At 43.7% G+C, this 17,516-nt stretch carries 14 protein-coding genes; 9 read left to right on the plus strand and 5 right to left on the minus strand.

The window, feature by feature from the left end:
* Positions 1–154: 154 nt before the first annotated feature.
* Positions 155–1,339, plus strand: a complete 1,185-nt coding sequence (locus V6E90_RS03890) for a porin (protein WP_332604562.1) — start codon at positions 155–157, stop codon at positions 1,337–1,339.
* A gap of 52 nt (positions 1,340–1,391) precedes the next feature.
* On the opposite strand, the gene V6E90_RS03895 is transcribed toward V6E90_RS03890, so the two are convergent.
* Both V6E90_RS03895 and V6E90_RS03900 read right to left on the minus strand, forming a co-directional pair.
* On the minus strand, positions 1,392–2,225 hold the full coding sequence (locus V6E90_RS03895) for a DMT family transporter (protein WP_332604563.1): 834 nt from the start codon (positions 2,223–2,225) through the stop codon (positions 1,392–1,394).
* Positions 2,226–2,300: 75 nt separating this feature from the next.
* The gene (locus V6E90_RS03900) at positions 2,301–3,281 is read right to left on the minus strand and encodes a LysR family transcriptional regulator (RefSeq protein ID WP_016542891.1); all 981 of its coding nucleotides are present in this window, start codon (positions 3,279–3,281) and stop codon (positions 2,301–2,303) included.
* A gap of 100 nt (positions 3,282–3,381) precedes the next feature.
* Here V6E90_RS03900 and V6E90_RS03905 point away from each other — a divergent pair, with 100 nt between their 5' ends.
* From V6E90_RS03905 to cntB, 6 genes are all read left to right on the plus strand, one after another.
* Positions 3,382–4,494 (plus strand): tartrate dehydrogenase, encoded by a 1,113-nt coding sequence (locus V6E90_RS03905; RefSeq protein ID WP_332604564.1) that lies wholly within the window; start codon positions 3,382–3,384, stop codon positions 4,492–4,494.
* Positions 4,495–4,533: 39 nt separating this feature from the next.
* A complete protein-coding gene (locus V6E90_RS03910; protein ID WP_332605065.1) occupies positions 4,534–6,189 on the plus strand; it encodes a BCCT family transporter in 1,656 nt (551 codons plus the stop codon).
* The gene (locus V6E90_RS03915; RefSeq protein WP_332604565.1) at positions 6,186–7,139 is read left to right on the plus strand and encodes an alpha/beta hydrolase; all 954 of its coding nucleotides are present in this window, start codon (positions 6,186–6,188) and stop codon (positions 7,137–7,139) included. The genes V6E90_RS03910 and V6E90_RS03915 overlap by 4 nt, the downstream gene beginning before the upstream one ends.
* Positions 7,140–7,203: 64 nt before the next feature.
* Complete coding sequence (gene cntA / locus V6E90_RS03920) at positions 7,204–8,319, plus strand: carnitine monooxygenase subunit alpha (protein ID WP_005274384.1); 1,116 nt, start codon at positions 7,204–7,206, stop codon at positions 8,317–8,319.
* 75 nt (positions 8,320–8,394) lie between these two features.
* A complete protein-coding gene (locus V6E90_RS03925) occupies positions 8,395–9,846 on the plus strand; it encodes an NAD-dependent succinate-semialdehyde dehydrogenase (RefSeq protein ID WP_332604566.1) in 1,452 nt (483 codons plus the stop codon).
* Positions 9,847–9,950: 104 nt separating this feature from the next.
* A complete protein-coding gene (gene cntB / locus V6E90_RS03930) occupies positions 9,951–10,907 on the plus strand; it encodes a carnitine monooxygenase, reductase subunit CntB (protein WP_016542896.1) in 957 nt (318 codons plus the stop codon).
* 78 nt (positions 10,908–10,985) lie between these two features.
* Here the strand turns inward: cntB and V6E90_RS03935 are convergent, their stop codons facing one another.
* From V6E90_RS03935 to pcaU, 3 genes are all read right to left on the minus strand, one after another.
* The gene (locus V6E90_RS03935; RefSeq protein WP_332604567.1) at positions 10,986–12,587 is read right to left on the minus strand and encodes a bifunctional aspartate transaminase/aspartate 4-decarboxylase; all 1,602 of its coding nucleotides are present in this window, start codon (positions 12,585–12,587) and stop codon (positions 10,986–10,988) included.
* A gap of 54 nt (positions 12,588–12,641) precedes the next feature.
* Complete coding sequence (gene aspT / locus V6E90_RS03940; RefSeq protein ID WP_332604568.1) at positions 12,642–14,327, minus strand: aspartate-alanine antiporter; 1,686 nt, start codon at positions 14,325–14,327, stop codon at positions 12,642–12,644.
* A gap of 562 nt (positions 14,328–14,889) precedes the next feature.
* Positions 14,890–15,714, minus strand: coding sequence for an IclR family transcriptional regulator PcaU (gene pcaU / locus V6E90_RS03945; RefSeq protein ID WP_332604569.1), 825 nt, complete (start codon positions 15,712–15,714; stop codon positions 14,890–14,892).
* 250 nt (positions 15,715–15,964) lie between these two features.
* On the opposite strand from pcaU, the gene V6E90_RS03950 reads away from it, so the two are divergent.
* Positions 15,965–16,648 (plus strand): 3-oxoacid CoA-transferase subunit A, encoded by a 684-nt coding sequence (locus V6E90_RS03950; RefSeq protein ID WP_332604570.1) that lies wholly within the window; start codon positions 15,965–15,967, stop codon positions 16,646–16,648.
* Between the two features lie 2 nt (positions 16,649–16,650).
* Positions 16,651–17,304, plus strand: coding sequence for a 3-oxoacid CoA-transferase subunit B (locus tag V6E90_RS03955; protein WP_332604571.1), 654 nt, complete (start codon positions 16,651–16,653; stop codon positions 17,302–17,304).
* The last annotated feature ends 212 nt before the right edge of the window (positions 17,305–17,516 follow it).

Below are 17,516 nucleotides of genomic sequence, written 5' to 3' on the forward strand. Positions count from 1 at the left end.
GAATTAAACCTTTAAATTTACGTGTAGATAGCTTCAGCATTTCTAATCCTGTTTCATTAAACACACTCCGTAAAGACCAACTTTATAGTTTAAGCGTTGTTTGTCTGCATGAATTTCTTCATTTTCTTATGAGGTTAAACAAGGACGTACAACAATGAAAAAAACACTGCTTCTCTTGGGTTCGATGGGTATTTTGGCAAATACACCAGTCTGGGCCTCCGATTTCAGTATCGGTGATCCGAAAACACAAGCGGGTGAACTGAAACTGACAGGCGCAATCCGTACCCGCTATATCCATAAAGACTATATAGTCGAAGCCAATGAAGGCTCTAAAAATGATGACTGGCGACTGGCAGATATAAAAGCGGTACTCAGTTATGAAAATCCGAATTGGATTGCTTCAATGGATGTGCGTTGCTACCAATATGACCGCTTATGTGATGCACTCTTTTTAAAAGATGCTTGGGCAGGTTACAAATTTTCGGATCAGCAACGACTGACAGTCGGTTTTCAATCGGTTGATTTCGGCTTCGGACGACTCTGGGGCAATAGCTATTATGAAACTTTACTCAATACCGTTGGACTGGAAGATATTCAAAACCTTGGAGTGAAGTATCAGTTTAAGGACAATCTGTATAACTTCATTCTCGGTTTTTACCCGACTGATGGTGGTAATTACAAAGGCACCTCCAAAGATTCAAGTCGCTATAGCGGTAACTTTGTGCGGGCAGATGATCTGACTCAAGGCACCGATATTGATGAAAAGAATATGTGGGTGACGCGTTTATCCCGAAAGTTTGAGCTAGATCAATCCCAGAATTTCTCCACGGAAATTGGTGGCTCTTACTGGTATTCAGAATTGGAAAATAATCGCACCAATAGAGACGGGCATCGTAGTACATGGAGCATTTTTAGCACCACCAATTATCAGGCATGGCAATGGTTGTTCTTGGCAGGAGAGCAGGACATTAAAAATGCAGATGACCTTTTACCAAAAAGTTCGACCATTGGTGCATTTGATTATCCCTATCAGGTGGCGAACAAAGGCAAATATATGGCTAATGAAATTAATTACACCTTTGCCAAGCCATTCCATCAGTTAGAAAATATTAAACCTTATGTCTCGTATAGCCGTTTTTATAAAGATGAGTCAGGCTATCAAGATTCGGATCGTTTAATTGCAGGTCTATATTTTAACTATAAAAAAGTCGGCATACAGGGCGAATATATCTGGAGTCGTAATGACCCAATGACGGGCAGTGGTGCGGATGGCCTTGCTCAAGGTGACAGCAATCAATGGAATAAATTGTTCTATTTATCGTTGGGTTATTACTTCTAAACTCAGCGTTGAAAATGAGTCAGTCTGTTTGCGATAGACTGACTTTTTTCGTTTAGGCGGTTCTTAAGATTAAAGCACCAACTAAAATGAGACATGAGGAGATAATCCGTACCGCATTGATGCGTTCTTTTAGAATAAAGATTGAGATCAGTGTGGCAAATAAAATCGAGGTTTCTCTTAGTGCGGCAACAATCGCAACAGGTGCAAGCGTCATTGCCCATAGCGCCAAACCATAAGAGAAAAATGAACCGATGCCACCAATTAAGCCCAAATGCCAATTATGTCGAAAATACTCACCCATCTGACGATATCGCATTTTTAGGGCAAAGATAAAAAAGATCAGTCCTGAAAGTACGAAACTCCATAGGATATAGGCAATGGCTGATCCTGCAAGGCGAACGCCATGACCATCCAGCAAGGTATAACCTGCAATCAAGACAGCGTTCAGTAGGGCTAAACCAATGCCTTTACGTCCCGTTTTGGGCGCAGCCAGAATCATCGATAAAATGCCGATGGAAATGGTGATGATGCCAAGCCATGCATTGAACTGTAGTTTTTCATGCAGCAAAAATGTACCTAGAATTGCCACAATCAGCGGCGCTGTGCCACGCATTAAGGGGTAGGTCAGCCCCATATCGGCAACGCGATAGATTTTAGCCACCATGCCAAAATACAGAATTTGTATTGCCGTTGAAGCCAGAATATAAGGCCAGCTATCGTGATGCGGCATTGGGAAGAAGGGCAAGAGCAGTGCTGCTAAAACTGCTGCTGAGGCAGTGACCAATACCGTGGTTAAAAACTTATTTGTCCCTGCTTTTACAATGGCATTCCATGTGGCATGGCATACCGCTGCGATTAAAATGAGGACAAATATTGCCGTGCTCATAGGCTGCCTGCTGATTCATGATCTCGCTAATGTGCATGATGTTGGTGAAAAAAGAAAGCAGGCAGCTTATCGCGATTATAAAAAGACTTTTTCCGTATTCGGATTGATTGGCTCAATCGGCTGGATCAACTGACCTCGAGTCAGATTCTGAACATGTTGTAAGCGGTTGATCAATTCATTCTGAATAAACAAGATACAGGTCTGTAGTTTAGACGAGCTTTTTAAGCGCGAAGGATACACTGCCCAAACATCGGCATCTTGCCAGTATTCAGGCAAGATATGCTGCAATTCACCGCTAATTAGTTCATCGGCGACATCCCAGATTGAACGTAAGATAATGCCATGTCCTTCAATGGCCAGTTGATGAATAATCTCGCCATTATTGGAGATAAAGCGCGGCGTGACATGTACCGACCGATCTTCCGAAGGATGACGTAATTTCCATAATACTGAGGATTGGTCACGCTCACTGATGGTCAGGCAATCGTGGTTACGTAAATCTTCCAGACTTTCAGGCATGCCGTGTTTGAGCAAATAACTGGGCGCTGCGCAAAATATCCGAAAATTAGACATCAGTTTTTTCGCAATCATATTCGGGGCAATGTCATTACCAATCCGAATATCCAGATCAATGCTGTGCTGAATCAGGTCTTTGGTGTTATCGATGGTATCGAATTGAATTTCCAGTTTGGGGTACATGGTCATCAATTTAGACAAGATGGGCGCAACATGTTTACGGCCAAAACCAAAGCTGCTGACAATATCGAGATGACCTGTGGGCGTGCTTAAGGGGTTATTCACCAGCTCACTGATTTCATCAAACTCATCCAGAATATTGGAGACTCGATCCAGAATCAGTTTGCCATCTTCGGTCAAACTGACATGGCGGGTGCTGCGATGGAACAGTTTGCAGTTTAGGTTGGTTTCTAAAATGTTGATGCGTTTACTGATAAATGCAGGTGAAGCACCCAGCTCCTCAGCTGAATCGACAAAACTCTTGCGTTTGGCGACTGTGCAAAAAACCTTTAAATCCGATAGGTTAGGTAGATTATTCACGATCCGTGTCCATTGGGGTGATAGTTTTCTTATTGATCATTGTTGCTGAAAACAGCATGTTTACAGCTAAGGATATTAACCAAAGGTGTAAGGGAGCGTTATGGCAAAAAAGTATAAAGTTGCCACGATTGCGGGTGATGGGATTGGTTTAGAAGTTCTACCAGAAGGCATCAAGGTTGTAAAGGCAGCAGCAGACAAATATGGCATTCAAGTTCAAATGGATAGCTTCGATTGGGCTAGCTGTGACTACTACCTTGAACACGGCAAAATGATGCCGGATAACTGGTTTGAGATCCTGCAGGAATATGATGCAATTTTCTTTGGTGCGGTGGGTTGGCCTGAAAAGGTGCCTGATCACATTTCACTATGGGGATCATTGCTGCAGTTCCGTCGTCGTTTTGATCAGTATGTGAATTTACGCCCTGTTCGGTTAATGCCTGGGGTGAAATGCCCACTTGCTGGCAAACAACCCGGCGATATCGATTTTTATGTGGTACGTGAAAACAGTGAAGGTGAATACTCTGCCATCGGTGGTAAAGCCTTTGAAGGTACTGATCGTGAGTTTGTGTTGCAGGAAGCGGTATTTACCCGTCATGGGGTCGATCGTATTTTAAAATATGCGTTTGAATTTGCGGATCAGCGTGAGGCTAAAAAAATCACAGCTGCAACCAAATCCAATGGCATTGCCGTCAGCATGCCGTATTGGGATGAACGTGTCGATGCAATGGCAAAAAATTATCCGCAGATCAAGGCAGATAAGCAACATGTTGATATTTTAGCGGCACGTTTTGTCTTACAGCCTGAGCGTTTTGATGTGGTGGTGGCGTCGAATTTATTCGGGGATATCTTGTCGGATTTAGGCCCTGCATGCACGGGTACCATTGGTTTGGCGGCTTCAGCCAACCTCAACCCTGAACGTAAGTTTCCTTCGCTATTTGAACCTGTACATGGTTCAGCACCTGATATTTACGGACAACAGATTGCCAATCCGATTGCTGCGATCTGGTCGGGTGCCATGATGCTGGATTTCTTGGCAGATGGAGATGAGCAGGTGATTCAGGCAGGACAGGAAATCATGCAGGCGATTGAGCATGTGTTGGTGCATGGCCCGAAAACGCCTGATGTCGGTGGAACTGCCAAGACCTATGAAGTGGGTGATGCGATTGCATCCTGTGTGACTCAGCAAAAAATGGATTTATTCGCGATGGAGTAAGTACCCCTGAGGGAATAGTCACTATCCGAGATGGATTGAATAGATATGGATAATCAAATTACAAAGTCTTATACAGATAAGACGCTTGCGATCACCAGTCTTGCCGTTGTATTTACTTCGGTGGCTGGGCTGGCAATCTACTCCTCTGAATCAATACAACTGGCTGCAAAATGGATGCAGTGGACCACGTCAGTGTTTACCACGCCAGTCCTATTATTTGCTTTTTTATCAATTATTTTTACCTTTGGTTTGGCCTTTAGCAAATACGGCAAAATCAAGCTTGGTGAGGGGAAGCCCCAATACAGCACCATGTCATGGATTTTCATGTTCATTTTGTCGGGGATTGGATCATCCACCTTGTACTGGGGCTTTTTAGACTGGGCCTATTATTATCAAACTCCGGGTTTGAATTTGGCCCCTGAGTCGGCGGAAGCCCTGAAATATAGTGTGGCTTATTCCTTCTTTCACTCTGGTCTAAGTGCATGGTCGATTTATGCCTTGGCATCGATTTCACTGTGCTATAGCTACCATGTCAGAAAGAATAAAGGGCTGAGCTTAGCATCAATGGTCGAAGCAGTAACGGGTTTTAAAGCGACAGGCCCCGTTGGACGTGTGGTCGATCTAATGTTCTTGCTGTGTATGTTTGGTGCCTTGACCATTTCACTGGTACTGACTGCGGTGACCTTTACCAACATTCTGTCGCAGCTGACAGGTATTCCGAATACCTTCATGACCAAAGTCATCATCATTTTAGCGGTGTCAGTGTTATTCGCACTTAGCTCTTATGTCGGTATGGATAAAGGGATGCAGCGTTTAAGCCATATGGTGTGTTTGGGTGTGGTGCTGTTTGCGATCTATGTGCTGTGCTTTGGGCCAACCCAATTCATTATGAATAATTCATTGATGAGTTTTGGTCTGATGGCGACCAACTTTGTCGATATGAGCTTGTTTACCGACCCGATGGGCGATGGAAAATTTACCCGTGAATGGACTGTGTTCTATTGGTTATGGTGGATTTCTTATGCACCTGGTGTGGCCTTATTTGTGACTCGTGTATCCAAAGGACGCACCATTAAAGAAGTGATTCTTGCCATGGTCATCGGCGGTAGCGTTGGTTTATGGTTCATCTTTGGGGTATTTGAAAATTACAGCGTTCACAGCTTTATTCACGGCATGGTCAATGTGCCGCAAATCTTGAGTCAGCAAGGCGGTGAAGTGGCGATTGGTCAACTGTTGGGCTTATTGCCAGCAGGCAAGCTGATGATGTGGTTGTTCCTTGGCATTATGGTGATTTTCCTTGCAGCACATATGGATGCGGTGGGCTATGCGGTTTCTGCAACCTGTACCCGTGGCCTAAGTGAAGGGCAAGATCCATCTCCGAATGCGCGTTTGTTTTGGTGTCTGATGTTAACTCTAGTGCCGATTGCGATGATTTTCTCTAAGGCACCTTTAGACACCATGAAAACTGCCACCATTGTGACCGCCTTACCGTTTATTGTGATTATTCTGGTACAGACCTATGGTTTAGTGAAATGGTTGATTGAGGATTATTCCAAAGTGCCATCGCATTTGATTGAACAGAGTAGCTTTAATGACTTGGAAGCGCTTGAGCATACTGACCCAAATCAACAGATGCAGATTGATATTGCGGCAACCGCACTGGCACATAAAAGCAGTCAAAAGGAATTGTCATGACAGCACAACCGAACACACGCGATGCGTTAAGTGAAGAAATGCAAAGTCTGGTGTATTGGAGCAGCATTTATTCAGCAGCGGATAACGATATTGATTCAATACGTGCGGCCTATGATGCCATGTGCCTGCACTACACCTTGCCACGCGATGGTACGGTGAAGATTGAAGATAAAACCGTTGCGCATGCCACCCATCCCGTCAATGTTCGGTTGTATTCACCCTTGGGTGAGGCACCTGTCGCTGGTTGGCCTTGCGTGCTGTTTATTCACGGTGGTGGCTGGATGCTGGGAAATCTGGATTCACATGAATTTATCACCCGCTATTTATGTCGTGATCTGAATGTTGCAGTACTGAGTGTGGATTATCGTTTGGTGCCAGAACATCATTTTCCAGCCGCTTATGAAGACTGTGAAACGGTCTATCACTGGCTACGTGAGTATGGGGCAGAGTGGAACATTAACCCAACGCAGATTGCCTTAGCAGGCGATAGTGCAGGCGGAAATTTAGCCGCGGCACTAGCCGTTCAGTTGCAACATACCAGTGCGCAGGCCTGTGGTTTGGCCTTGATTTATCCATGTTTGGGCAGCAGTTTTGATACCGCGTCTTGTGAGCAGCATGCACAGGCGCCGTTATTGACACTCGAGGAAATGCATTATTACCTGAAGGAATATGCACCGAATACAAGCGATTGGCAGGACCCACGTTTAGCACCACTGTTGGCAGAAGAGTTCAGTGATATGCCACGTAGCTTTGTTGCGGTGGCTGAATACGATCCACTGTGTGATGACGGACGTATTTTCGTCGACAAGTTAAAGCAGGCCAATATTGCCGCCGAGTTCTATCTCGGCAAAGGATTACTACATGGCAGTTTACGTTTAGTACGGGACTGTCCTGTAGTGCAGGATTTATATCAGCACATGCTGAGTTCGTTAAAGCAAATGTTCAAGTGATTTGAACACCAGCCAATTTTGATAAAACGGTCGTTAGGACAAAAGAGTTTAATGGAGTAAAACCATGAATGCAGTTGAAAAATTACCAGAAGATTTCTGTTCAAACCCAGATGTGGCATGGACATTTCCAAAGGTGTTCTATACCTCATCTCAGGTGTTTGAGCGCGAAAAAGAAGAAATTTTTGCGAAAAGCTGGATTTGCGTGGCACATGGCAGTGAAGTTGCCCAAGCGAATGACTATATTACCCGCAAGGTGATTGGGGAAAATATCATCGTGATTCGCGGTAAAGACAGCGTATTACGTGCATTTTATAATGTTTGCCCGCATCGTGGTCATGAGTTGTTGAGTGGCAGTGGCAAAGCGAAAAACGTGATTACCTGTCCGTATCATGCATGGACGTTTAAGTTAGATGGTAGCTTGGCATTGGCGCGTAACTGTGATCATGTTGAGTCTTTCGACAAGCAAAACTCCAGTATGGTGCCGTTAAAAGTTGAAGAATATGGCGGTTTTGTCTTTATTAATATGGATGAAAATGCCACCTGTGTTGAAGATCAGTTGCCTGAATTTGCACAAAAACTGAATGAAGCTTGTGCAGTCATCAAAGACTTGAAACTGGCTGCACGTTTTGTCACGGAAACACCTGCCAACTGGAAAGTAATCGTGGATAACTATTTAGAATGTTATCACTGTGGTCCAGCACATCCCGGTTTTGCTGACTCGGTACAGGTGGATAAATACTGGCACACCACCCATCAAAACTGGACGCTGCAATATGGTTATGCACGTTCTTCAGAAAAATCATTCAAGCTTGATCCATCGGTCAAAGACCCGACCTTTAGTGGTTTCTGGACTTGGCCGTGCACCATGTTTAACGTACCACCGGGTGCAAACTTCATGACCGTGATCTATGAGTTCCCGATGGATGCGGAAACTACTTTGCAGCACTATGACATTTTCTTTACCAATGAAGAGTTGACCCAAGATCAGAAAGATTTGATTGAATGGTATCGCAATGTCTTCCGCCCTGAAGATCTTGAACTGGTTGAAAGTGTACAACGTGGTTTAAAATCACGGGGTTATCGTGGTCAGGGGCGTATCATGACCGACAAGCAACGTTCGGGAATCAGTGAACATGGTATTGCTTATTTCCAGAATCTGGTTGCGCAACATCACAAGTAATTCTGTCTCAGGCATCAGATAATTTAAGGTGCGGTGATCAGGCCGTACCTTGCTTTCAATCGATAGGAATATGACATGTCAAGTTTGCAAGCAAGTCCGTTATTTCAACAACGCGGACTGATCAATGGTCAATGGGTGAGTGCACAATCCGATGCCACCATTGCTGTGACCAACCCTGCAACAGGTGAAGAAATTGGCGTTATTCCCAATATGGGTGCAGCAGAAGCCACCGAAGCAGTCGAAGTGGCGTATCAGGCTTTAGCTGCATGGAAAGGCTTGACTGCACAAAAACGTGCAGACCTGTTATTGGCTTGGTATCAATTGGTTTTGTCACATGCCGATGAACTGGCGCGAATGATGACCATTGAACAAGGTAAACCCTTAGCGGAAGCTTTGGGTGAAGTGAAATATGCGGCTTCATTTATTCAATGGTTTGCCGAAGAAGGCAAGCGTGTTTATGGCGATGTGATTCCAACCACCAATAGCCAACAGCGTTTTATTATCACCAAAGAACCTGTCGGTGTGGTGGCTGCGATTACGCCGTGGAATTTCCCGATTGCGATGATTACCCGTAAAGCAGCACCTGCGTTAGCTGCGGGCTGTACCATCGTAATTAAGCCTGCCAATGAAACGCCGTATTGCGCACTTGCGCTTGCCAAACTGGCGAAAATGGCGGGTATCCCAGCGGGTGTCATTAATGTTGTTACAGGCAAATCACAAGACATTGGTTCGGTCTTTAGCAGCCATGAAAAAGTCAAAAAATTGACCTTTACCGGTTCTACACCAGTGGGGCGTTTATTGATGCAGCAATGCTCTGGCACCATTAAAAAGTTGGCGCTGGAACTGGGTGGCAATGCACCACTAATTGTCTTTGATGATGCGGATCTGGATAAAGCGGTACAAGGTGCGATCTTTGCCAAGTTCCGTAATGCAGGACAAACCTGTGTCTGTGCTAATCGAATCTATGTCCATGACAAGGTTTATCAGGCCTTTACTGAGAAATTTGTACAAGAGGTACAGAAATTCAAAATCGGCAATGGTTTGGAACCGAATGTGCAGATCGGGCCGTTAATCAATGACAAGGCGGTGTTGAAAGCAAAACAGTTGATTGATGATGCCTGTGGCAAAGGTGCTCAAGTGGCGTGTGGTGGTCAACAGCATTCTTTGGGTCAGACCTTCTTTGAACCGACAGTTTTAACTGATGTGTCTCGTGAGATGGAGATTGTTCAGGAAGAGATTTTTGGGCCAGTCGCGCCGTTAATCCGCTTTACTGAGGAAGCTGATGTTATTGCACAAGCCAACGATACCATTTTTGGTTTGGCCGCTTATGTGTATAGCGAAAACATTTCACGGATTTGGCGTGTCGCTGAACAGCTGGAATATGGCATGGTCGGGATGAACTCAACCGCGATTTCCAATGAAGTGGTGCCATTTGGTGGGGTGAAACAATCAGGTGTGGGCCGGGAAGGTTCTAAATATGGTTTGGAAGAGTTCATGACCATTAAATATATGTGTTTAGGGTTATAGCAACAATGCCTGTGAGGACTCTCTTCACCGAGGGTCAACAGGCAATATGCGCTTAAAATTAGAAAATGCTTAGATGAGCAGCATGCGGTAAAGAGGATTTAGACATGGCTAGTCATTATGAAATGTTTGCATCGGTGGTCACACGGGTAGAGCAACTGACTCCACTGATCAAACGATTTACATTTAAACGTCAGGACGGACAAAATTTCCCTCAATTCGATGGTGGTAGTCATATCATTGTGAAAATGAATGATCAGCTATCCAATGCCTATTCACTGATGAGCTGTGCTCAAGATCTATCAACTTATCAAGTCTGTGTCCGTAAAGATATTGAAGGTAAAGGTGGTTCAGTCTATATGCATGATCAGTGCAATGAAGGCTGTGAAATTCTGATTTCTGAACCGAAGAATTTGTTTCCATTGGCGGCAGATGGTGAGAAACATATTCTGATTGCGGGTGGTATAGGGATTACCCCGTTTGTACCACAAATGGATGAGTTGGCTGCGCGTGGTGTCGACTATGAATTGCATTATGCCTACCGTTCACCAGAGCATGCGGCACTGTTGGAAGAACTCAAACAAAAACATAGTGAACATATTATTAGCTATGTTGACTCAGAAGGAAAATGTCTGGATCTGGACCAACTGATTGGGTCTCAACCGAAAGGTACGCATGTCTATGTATGTGGGCCGAAGCCAATGATTGATGCGGTGATCGATCGTTGTAATTATCATCGTTACCGCGATGAATATATCCATTGGGAACAGTTTGCATCTACGGTGCCTGAAGAGGGTGAAGCATTTACAGTGGTGCTGGCAAAATCCAATCAGCAAGTCGAAGTGCAAGGCAATCAAACCATTTTACAAGCGATTGAATTGCTCAATATTGATGTGGAATGTTTATGCCGTGAAGGAGTCTGTGGCACGTGTGAAACGACGATTCTGGAAGGTGAAGCTGAGCATTTTGACCAATATCTGAGCGATGATGAAAAAGCCTCACAGCAATCGATGATGATCTGTGTATCGCGGGCTAAAGGTAAAAAGCTGGTACTTGATCTTTAATTTAAAATTTTGATTCTGAAAGTATAAAAAAAGCAGCTGAAGCTGCTTTTTTTATTGATCATGAACATTGATTCGGATTTATTTTTTGCCTTTCTTGGTTTTTAAGTACTCTTGATAGGCTTCTTCGGCAAAACGTCTTAACGAGTCTCCAATTGCGGCATATTGGTATTCATTCAGATTGGCCAATGACGCACGGGCAGAAGGATGCTGTACCCCAAAGCCAGAACCAGGTAAGAGCACCACACCTGTTTCATCAGCAACGCGGAATAATAATTCGGTCGGATTCTTATTTTTCATCACCCAATCTGCAAACTCATCGCCATAGAGGGTTCGAGAGGTATTTTCTAAATTCACCAAAGTATAGTAATCGACTGAGTTTGGATCAGATGGGACTGCAACCCCCAATTGACGATATAGAGCTGCATCACGTTCACGCACCACGGATTTGACTGCTTTTTTATAGTTCTGTTGCGAATCCATCATATTGAACAGGGCAAACAGTACCATTTGTACTTGCTGTGGTGTAGAAAGACCCGCCGTGTGGTTGAGTGCCACATTGCGGCTATCCGCGACCAGACGATCAATAAATTTGATCTTGGCTGGATCGGTAGTTAAAGATGAATAGCGTTCTTCCAGTGCTTTCTTGTCTTTTTTCGACAGTGCCGCTAGCTTTTGATCCAGAATATTATTGTTTGAGAGCGCAATCACGCCCAATCTCCAACCGGTTGCCCCAAAATATTTCGAGAATGAATAGACCAAAATGGTATTGTCTGGGCAGATCGCAAACAGTGATTTGAAATTGTCTGCAAAAGTACCGTACACATCATCCGTTAAAATAATCAGGTCAGGTCGTTTTTTCACGATATCAGCCAAGATTGCCAAGCCTTCATCACTCAGCTTTACTGAAGGAGGGTTACTTGGATTGACAAGGAAGAAGGCTTTAATCGATGGGTCTTCCAGTTTTCGTAGTTCAGATTCAGGATATTGCCAACCAAGGTTTGGATCGGCTTCAATGAGGACTTCTTCTAGCTGATAGTCGTTCAGTTTTGGAATTTCTAGATAGGGCGTGAAAATGGGGCTGCCAATTGCAATCCGATCGCCATTGGCAATAATTTTATTCTCTTTTAAAGAGTTAAAAATATAGGCCATTGCCGCCGTTCCACCTTCGACAGCAAACAAGTCCAAACTCTCTTTAGGCATCCCTTGGACGCCCATTTCACGCAATATATATTCTTTGATAATTGATTCGCTGATGCGCAGCATGCGGTCTGGAACAGGGTAGTTACAACCTAAAATTCCCTCGACCATTTCCAGTAGAAAAGCATCTGGGTCTAAGCCAAGCTGATCTCGGACATAGGAAATGGCTTTGCCGAGAAAGACCACACCTGGTTTATCCCGATTGTGCATAATGAAATTATCGAAGCGAGATTGCAGACCAACAGGGCGAGGGAATCCGCCCAAACCTTCTGGCATATAGGAGAACGAAAACTCTGACTCGGTGGTGGAAAATAGCCCCAATTGAAAGAAGGCTCGACGTGGAATGGTGGCTAAAAAGTTCGGATTGCCGCGTCCTGCATTCAGCATCATTCTGTCTGTTTTGCTTTGGGCAAGTTCGATTAAATTATCTTTGAGTTCGAATGGACTGAGTTTTGAGTATTTTGAATAATCAACGTTCCCCATGGGAAGTCTCCTTAATTATAGTTGACGCAATAAGTGATTGAATACAAATTATCTTTAGGCAAGGCCGACGATGAGGGGGCCAAGCAAGGTCAAGAATACGTTTGCCAGTGCATAAGTAATGGCGAATGGAACTGTGGGAATGGAATTTCCTGCTTTATCTAAAATCGCACCAAAGGCTGGGTTGGCACTGCGTGAACCTGATAAGGCACCTGCCATAACCGCAACATTTTGATAACGCAATACATAACGTGCGAAAAGCATGGAAAGAATTAGTGGAACTAAGGTAACCACGACGCCAATCATAAATAGGGACAGACCACTATCTTTAATGGTTTGAATGGCTTGTAGACCAGATTGCAAGCCAACCGCAGCCACGAATCCTGCCAGACCCAAATCTTTAAGCAGTTGTGATGCGGCTAAAGGCATGTTGCCATGAACCTGATTGCGACTGCGTAACCAACCAAATAGAAGGCCTGAGAGTAGCGCACCGCCACCTGCACCCAGTGTTAGAGGGACATCGCCAATACGGATTACAAACAGACCGATCAGTAAGCCGACAACCAGACCTGCACCATGGAAAATCCAGTCGGTTTTTAAGCTTTCTGGCAGTGCTGTACCTGCTTCTTTGACTAAACGATCAAGGTCACTTTTAGTCCCATAAACGGTAATGACATCGCCTTGCTGTAGCACGGTATCATCACTCAAGCTTTGGGTTTCATCGTTACGTTTAATCGCCAGTACGTAAATCCCATGCTTTAAATAGGCAGGAGTATTGGCTTTGATATCACCCAAACTACGATTGATATATTTGGAATTTCGCAGGATCACATCGGTGGTGTCCATAATCATTTCCATGCCTTGTGAGGACTGTAACTCAGGACCAATTTGGTCTGAAACAGCCACCACACTGGCACGACGTCCGACCAATAACAGTACATCATCGGTTTGCAAAATAACTTCGGGTGCAACATCCACAAACTGATCTTTACGTTTTAGTCTTTCTATGGTGATGCTGCTTTGTTGAGCTTCAAGCTCTGCCACTGTTTGCCCATTGGCTTGTTTGACTTTATAGATGCGACCAACAATTTCAGGCATTGCAAGTTCTTGACCAGGCGCTAATTCAAAAGCACCCTTGAGACGTTCAGACTGTGCTTTTAAAGCATCATCGTGAATTTCTTTGCCCATAAATTTAGGCAGGATATTCACACAGACAATAATGGCACCCAGTGAACCAAAAATATAAGTCACGGCATAGCCGATGGCGACATTGGCTTGCAGCTTTTGAATCTCAGCTAAAGGGAGATCGAGACGGGAAATCGCATCACCCGCAGTACCGATAATTGCAGATTGGGTCATGCCACCTGCGGCCAGCCCAGCTGCTAAGCCTTTATCAAGGTGGAACAGCTTTGCCATCACCAATACCGTAATTAAGCCACTGACTGCCATAAAGACAGCTAACAGAATTTCTTTAATTGATTGGGGACCGAGAGATTTAAAAAACTGGGGACCGCTTTCAAAACCAACTGCATAAATGAATAATGCAAATAGAATGGCCTTAACCCCATTATCAACAGGGACACCGATTAGACTTAACACGACTGCAACAAGTAGGGAACCTGCTACACCACCGAACTGAAATTTTCCGAATTGAAATTGACCAATCCAGAAACCGATTGCCAAAGATAAGAACAATAAAATCTCTGGACTATGTTTTAATTCGCCTTGTAACCATTCAATCATTTTTCGATCTCACTTTTATTATTCGATCTATCTTTCTTTAGGTTTGAATTTATTTATTTTTCATGTTTTTTTAAAATACTATGCTTCTCTAGCGAATACAAATGGATAGGTTTTCAAGGTATTGTTTTTATTAAATTATTTATATATCAATGAGTTGTTTTTTTATAAGAGGATATGCGTGATGCATAAACTTCAAATTTAATGTGTTTGTTACATGATGTTGTTTTTTTATACAAAAAATAACATTTAAGGCCAAGCTTTATATTTTGTGAAATACATATCAAATAAGATGAATAGTGTTAAATATTGGTTGGATCTAAACCTTTTTTCTAAAAATTATTTAGTTTAAAACGTGTGTCGCTTCATTTCTGAATTTAATATTTTGCTGACATAAGCTTGTACTGAAAAATTGAAATATCGATGTACTAGTAAAAAATATAATGAATGTTCACTAAATTAATGTTCATTTAAGCAAAGGTGATTAATTTAAAGATACGGACATAAGCCGTAGCAGCAATACACCTTTCGCCACATTTCCAGATGTGGCTTTTTTTTTGTCTGATTAAATCACTTGACGTAAGTCACGAGCTGTTTCTTGTAGTAAAGGTAAAATATGAGCAATTAAATAATCTTTGGTGGTGCGCATAGTGGGGGATACGATATTTAAGGCAGCAACAACGGCTGCATTGGAATCATAAATCGGTACGGCCACAGCATGCACGCCCAATTCGTGTTCTTCACAGGAATAGCACCAGTCTTGCTCTTTGATTTCATGCAGTAATTCTAAAAATAGATCAGTTTCGGTATGGGTATATTTGGTGAGACGTTTTAACGGGTATTTTTCTAACCATCGCTTTTGTGCTTCAGGGGTTAAATGAGCCAGTAAAATCTTTCCGGCAGAGGTTGCATGGGCAGGAAGGCGATTGCCTAAGTGTAAACCGTACGGATTGACCCGATCGGTTTGTTGATGAGCAGCACTACGGGCAATGGTAATCGCTTCATAACCATCTAAAACCATCACCGAATAAATCAGCGAAGTTTGATTGGTTAAAAGGTTTAATAAAGGCTGACAGATTTTAGGAAGTGGGGAGCCATCTAAATAAGCCCCAGAGAATTTAAGGATCTTGGGCGATAAATAATAATAATGTCCGTCGAAATCCAAATAGCCTAAGTATTCTAACGTCAATAAATGCCGTCGAGCAGCGGCACGCGTCATGCCTGTTTTTTCTGCTGCGGTACTCATGTTGAGACGATGACGGTCAGGCCCAAAGCATTCCAAAATTGCCAAGCCTTTCGCGATTCCTGCAATAAAGTCTTCATGCCGGATCATTTTTTTGTTTTCGGTGTGATGAATCAAACGTGGACTTTGGTTGTGATCATTTTCCATAATTTAGACATCCTTGCTAAAGCGGTTTTTCTATCAAAAACATTCTAAGCGAAAGATGACTAATTTACTTGGATAATGTTCGATCATCGAACATAAAAATTAATCATCGAACAAAATGCACTTTTAAACCTAGAACTCAGCGCAGAATTTATCAAGAATAAATAGAAGAAATCCGAACAAAGCACTCGACTTAATTTCATCGGTTTTCAGGATGAAAATACGAGTGATGCATCGTACAGGAAGTAGGTAGATGATTGATAAAAGTACGCTCACATTGACTGAGGCATTGTCACAGATCAAGGATGGCGCCACCATCATGATTGGTGGCTTTGGCACCGCAGGACAACCCGCTGAATTGATTGATGGACTAATCGAACTTGGTATTAAAGACTTAATCATCGTCAATAATAATGCTGGTAATGGCGATTATGGCTTGGCCAAACTACTTAAAACAGGTGCGGTACGTAAAATTATCTGTTCCTTCCCACGTCAGTCGGATTCATGGGTCTTCGATGAACTGTATCGTGCTGGCAAGATTGAACTGGAACTGGTGCCACAAGGCAATCTGGCGTGTCGTATTCAAGCGGCAGGTATGGGACTCGGTGCTGTGTTTACCCCAACAGGCTTCGGTACTTTATTGGCAGAAGGCAAAGAAACCCGTCATATCGAGGGCAAAGACTATGTGCTTGAATATCCGATCAAAGCTGATTTTGCCTTAATCAAAGCTCATCAGGGCGACCGCTGGGGCAATCTGGTCTACAACAAATCTGCACGTAACTTTGGCCCAATCATGGCCATGGCGGCGGATGTCACTATTGCTCAAGTGTCTGAACTGGTCGAATTCGGTCAACTTGATCCTGAACATATCATTACCCCAGGGATCTTTGTCCAGCATGTGGTCGCTGTCGAAGCAACCAATGGCGCAGGAGCATAAACATGAGCTATCAAAAACTAAGCCGTGACCAAATTGCTGAACGTGTCGCACAAGATATTCCCGATGGTGCTTATGTCAATTTAGGCATCGGTCTTCCAACCAAGATTTCCAATTATCTTCCTGCCGATAAAGATGTATTCCTGCATTCGGAAAATGGCTTGCTGGCATTTGGGCCACCGCCTGCCAAAGGTGAAGAAGATCCTGAGCTGATCAATGCAGGTAAAGAATACGTCACTATGCTCACTGGTGGCAGTTTTTTCCATCATGGCGACTCCTTTGCCATGATGCGTGGTGGTCATTTGGATATCGCGGTATTGGGTGCTTTCCAAGTGGCAGCCAATGGTGATCTGGCCAACTGGCATACCGGTGCAGCAGATGCGATTCCTGCAGTCGGTGGTGCCATGGATTTAGCAGTGGGTGCTAAGAAAGTGTTTATCACCACCGACCACACCACCAAGCAAGGTGAACCGAAGATTGTTGAAGCGCTTTCATATCCAGCAACAGGTTTGAAATGTGTTGATCGAATTTACACCGACCTGTGTGTGATTGATGTGACTGCTGACGGTTTAAAAGTGATTGAGAAAGTAGACGGTCTGAGCTTTGAGGAATTGCAAGCTTTGACGGGTGCAAAACTGATTGATGCAATTGATCCATAAAACCAGCACTGCCACAAATTATGGTCATGCTCAAAAGCTTTTTGTATAGGCGAGATCTTACTTTTCAAAGATGAAAAGTAACAAAAATCTTTGTTGGACTGATGGTATATCCATATACCACAGTCCAACAGGCGACATCCATGTCGCCGCCGCGAAACACTTAGAGCGAAATTGAGTCTAAATGAGCCAGACATGGATTAAAGGGAAAAACA

This window comes from Acinetobacter sp. ESBL14, assembly GCF_036668815.1.
Lineage (GTDB): Bacteria > Pseudomonadota > Gammaproteobacteria > Pseudomonadales > Moraxellaceae > Acinetobacter > Acinetobacter gyllenbergii.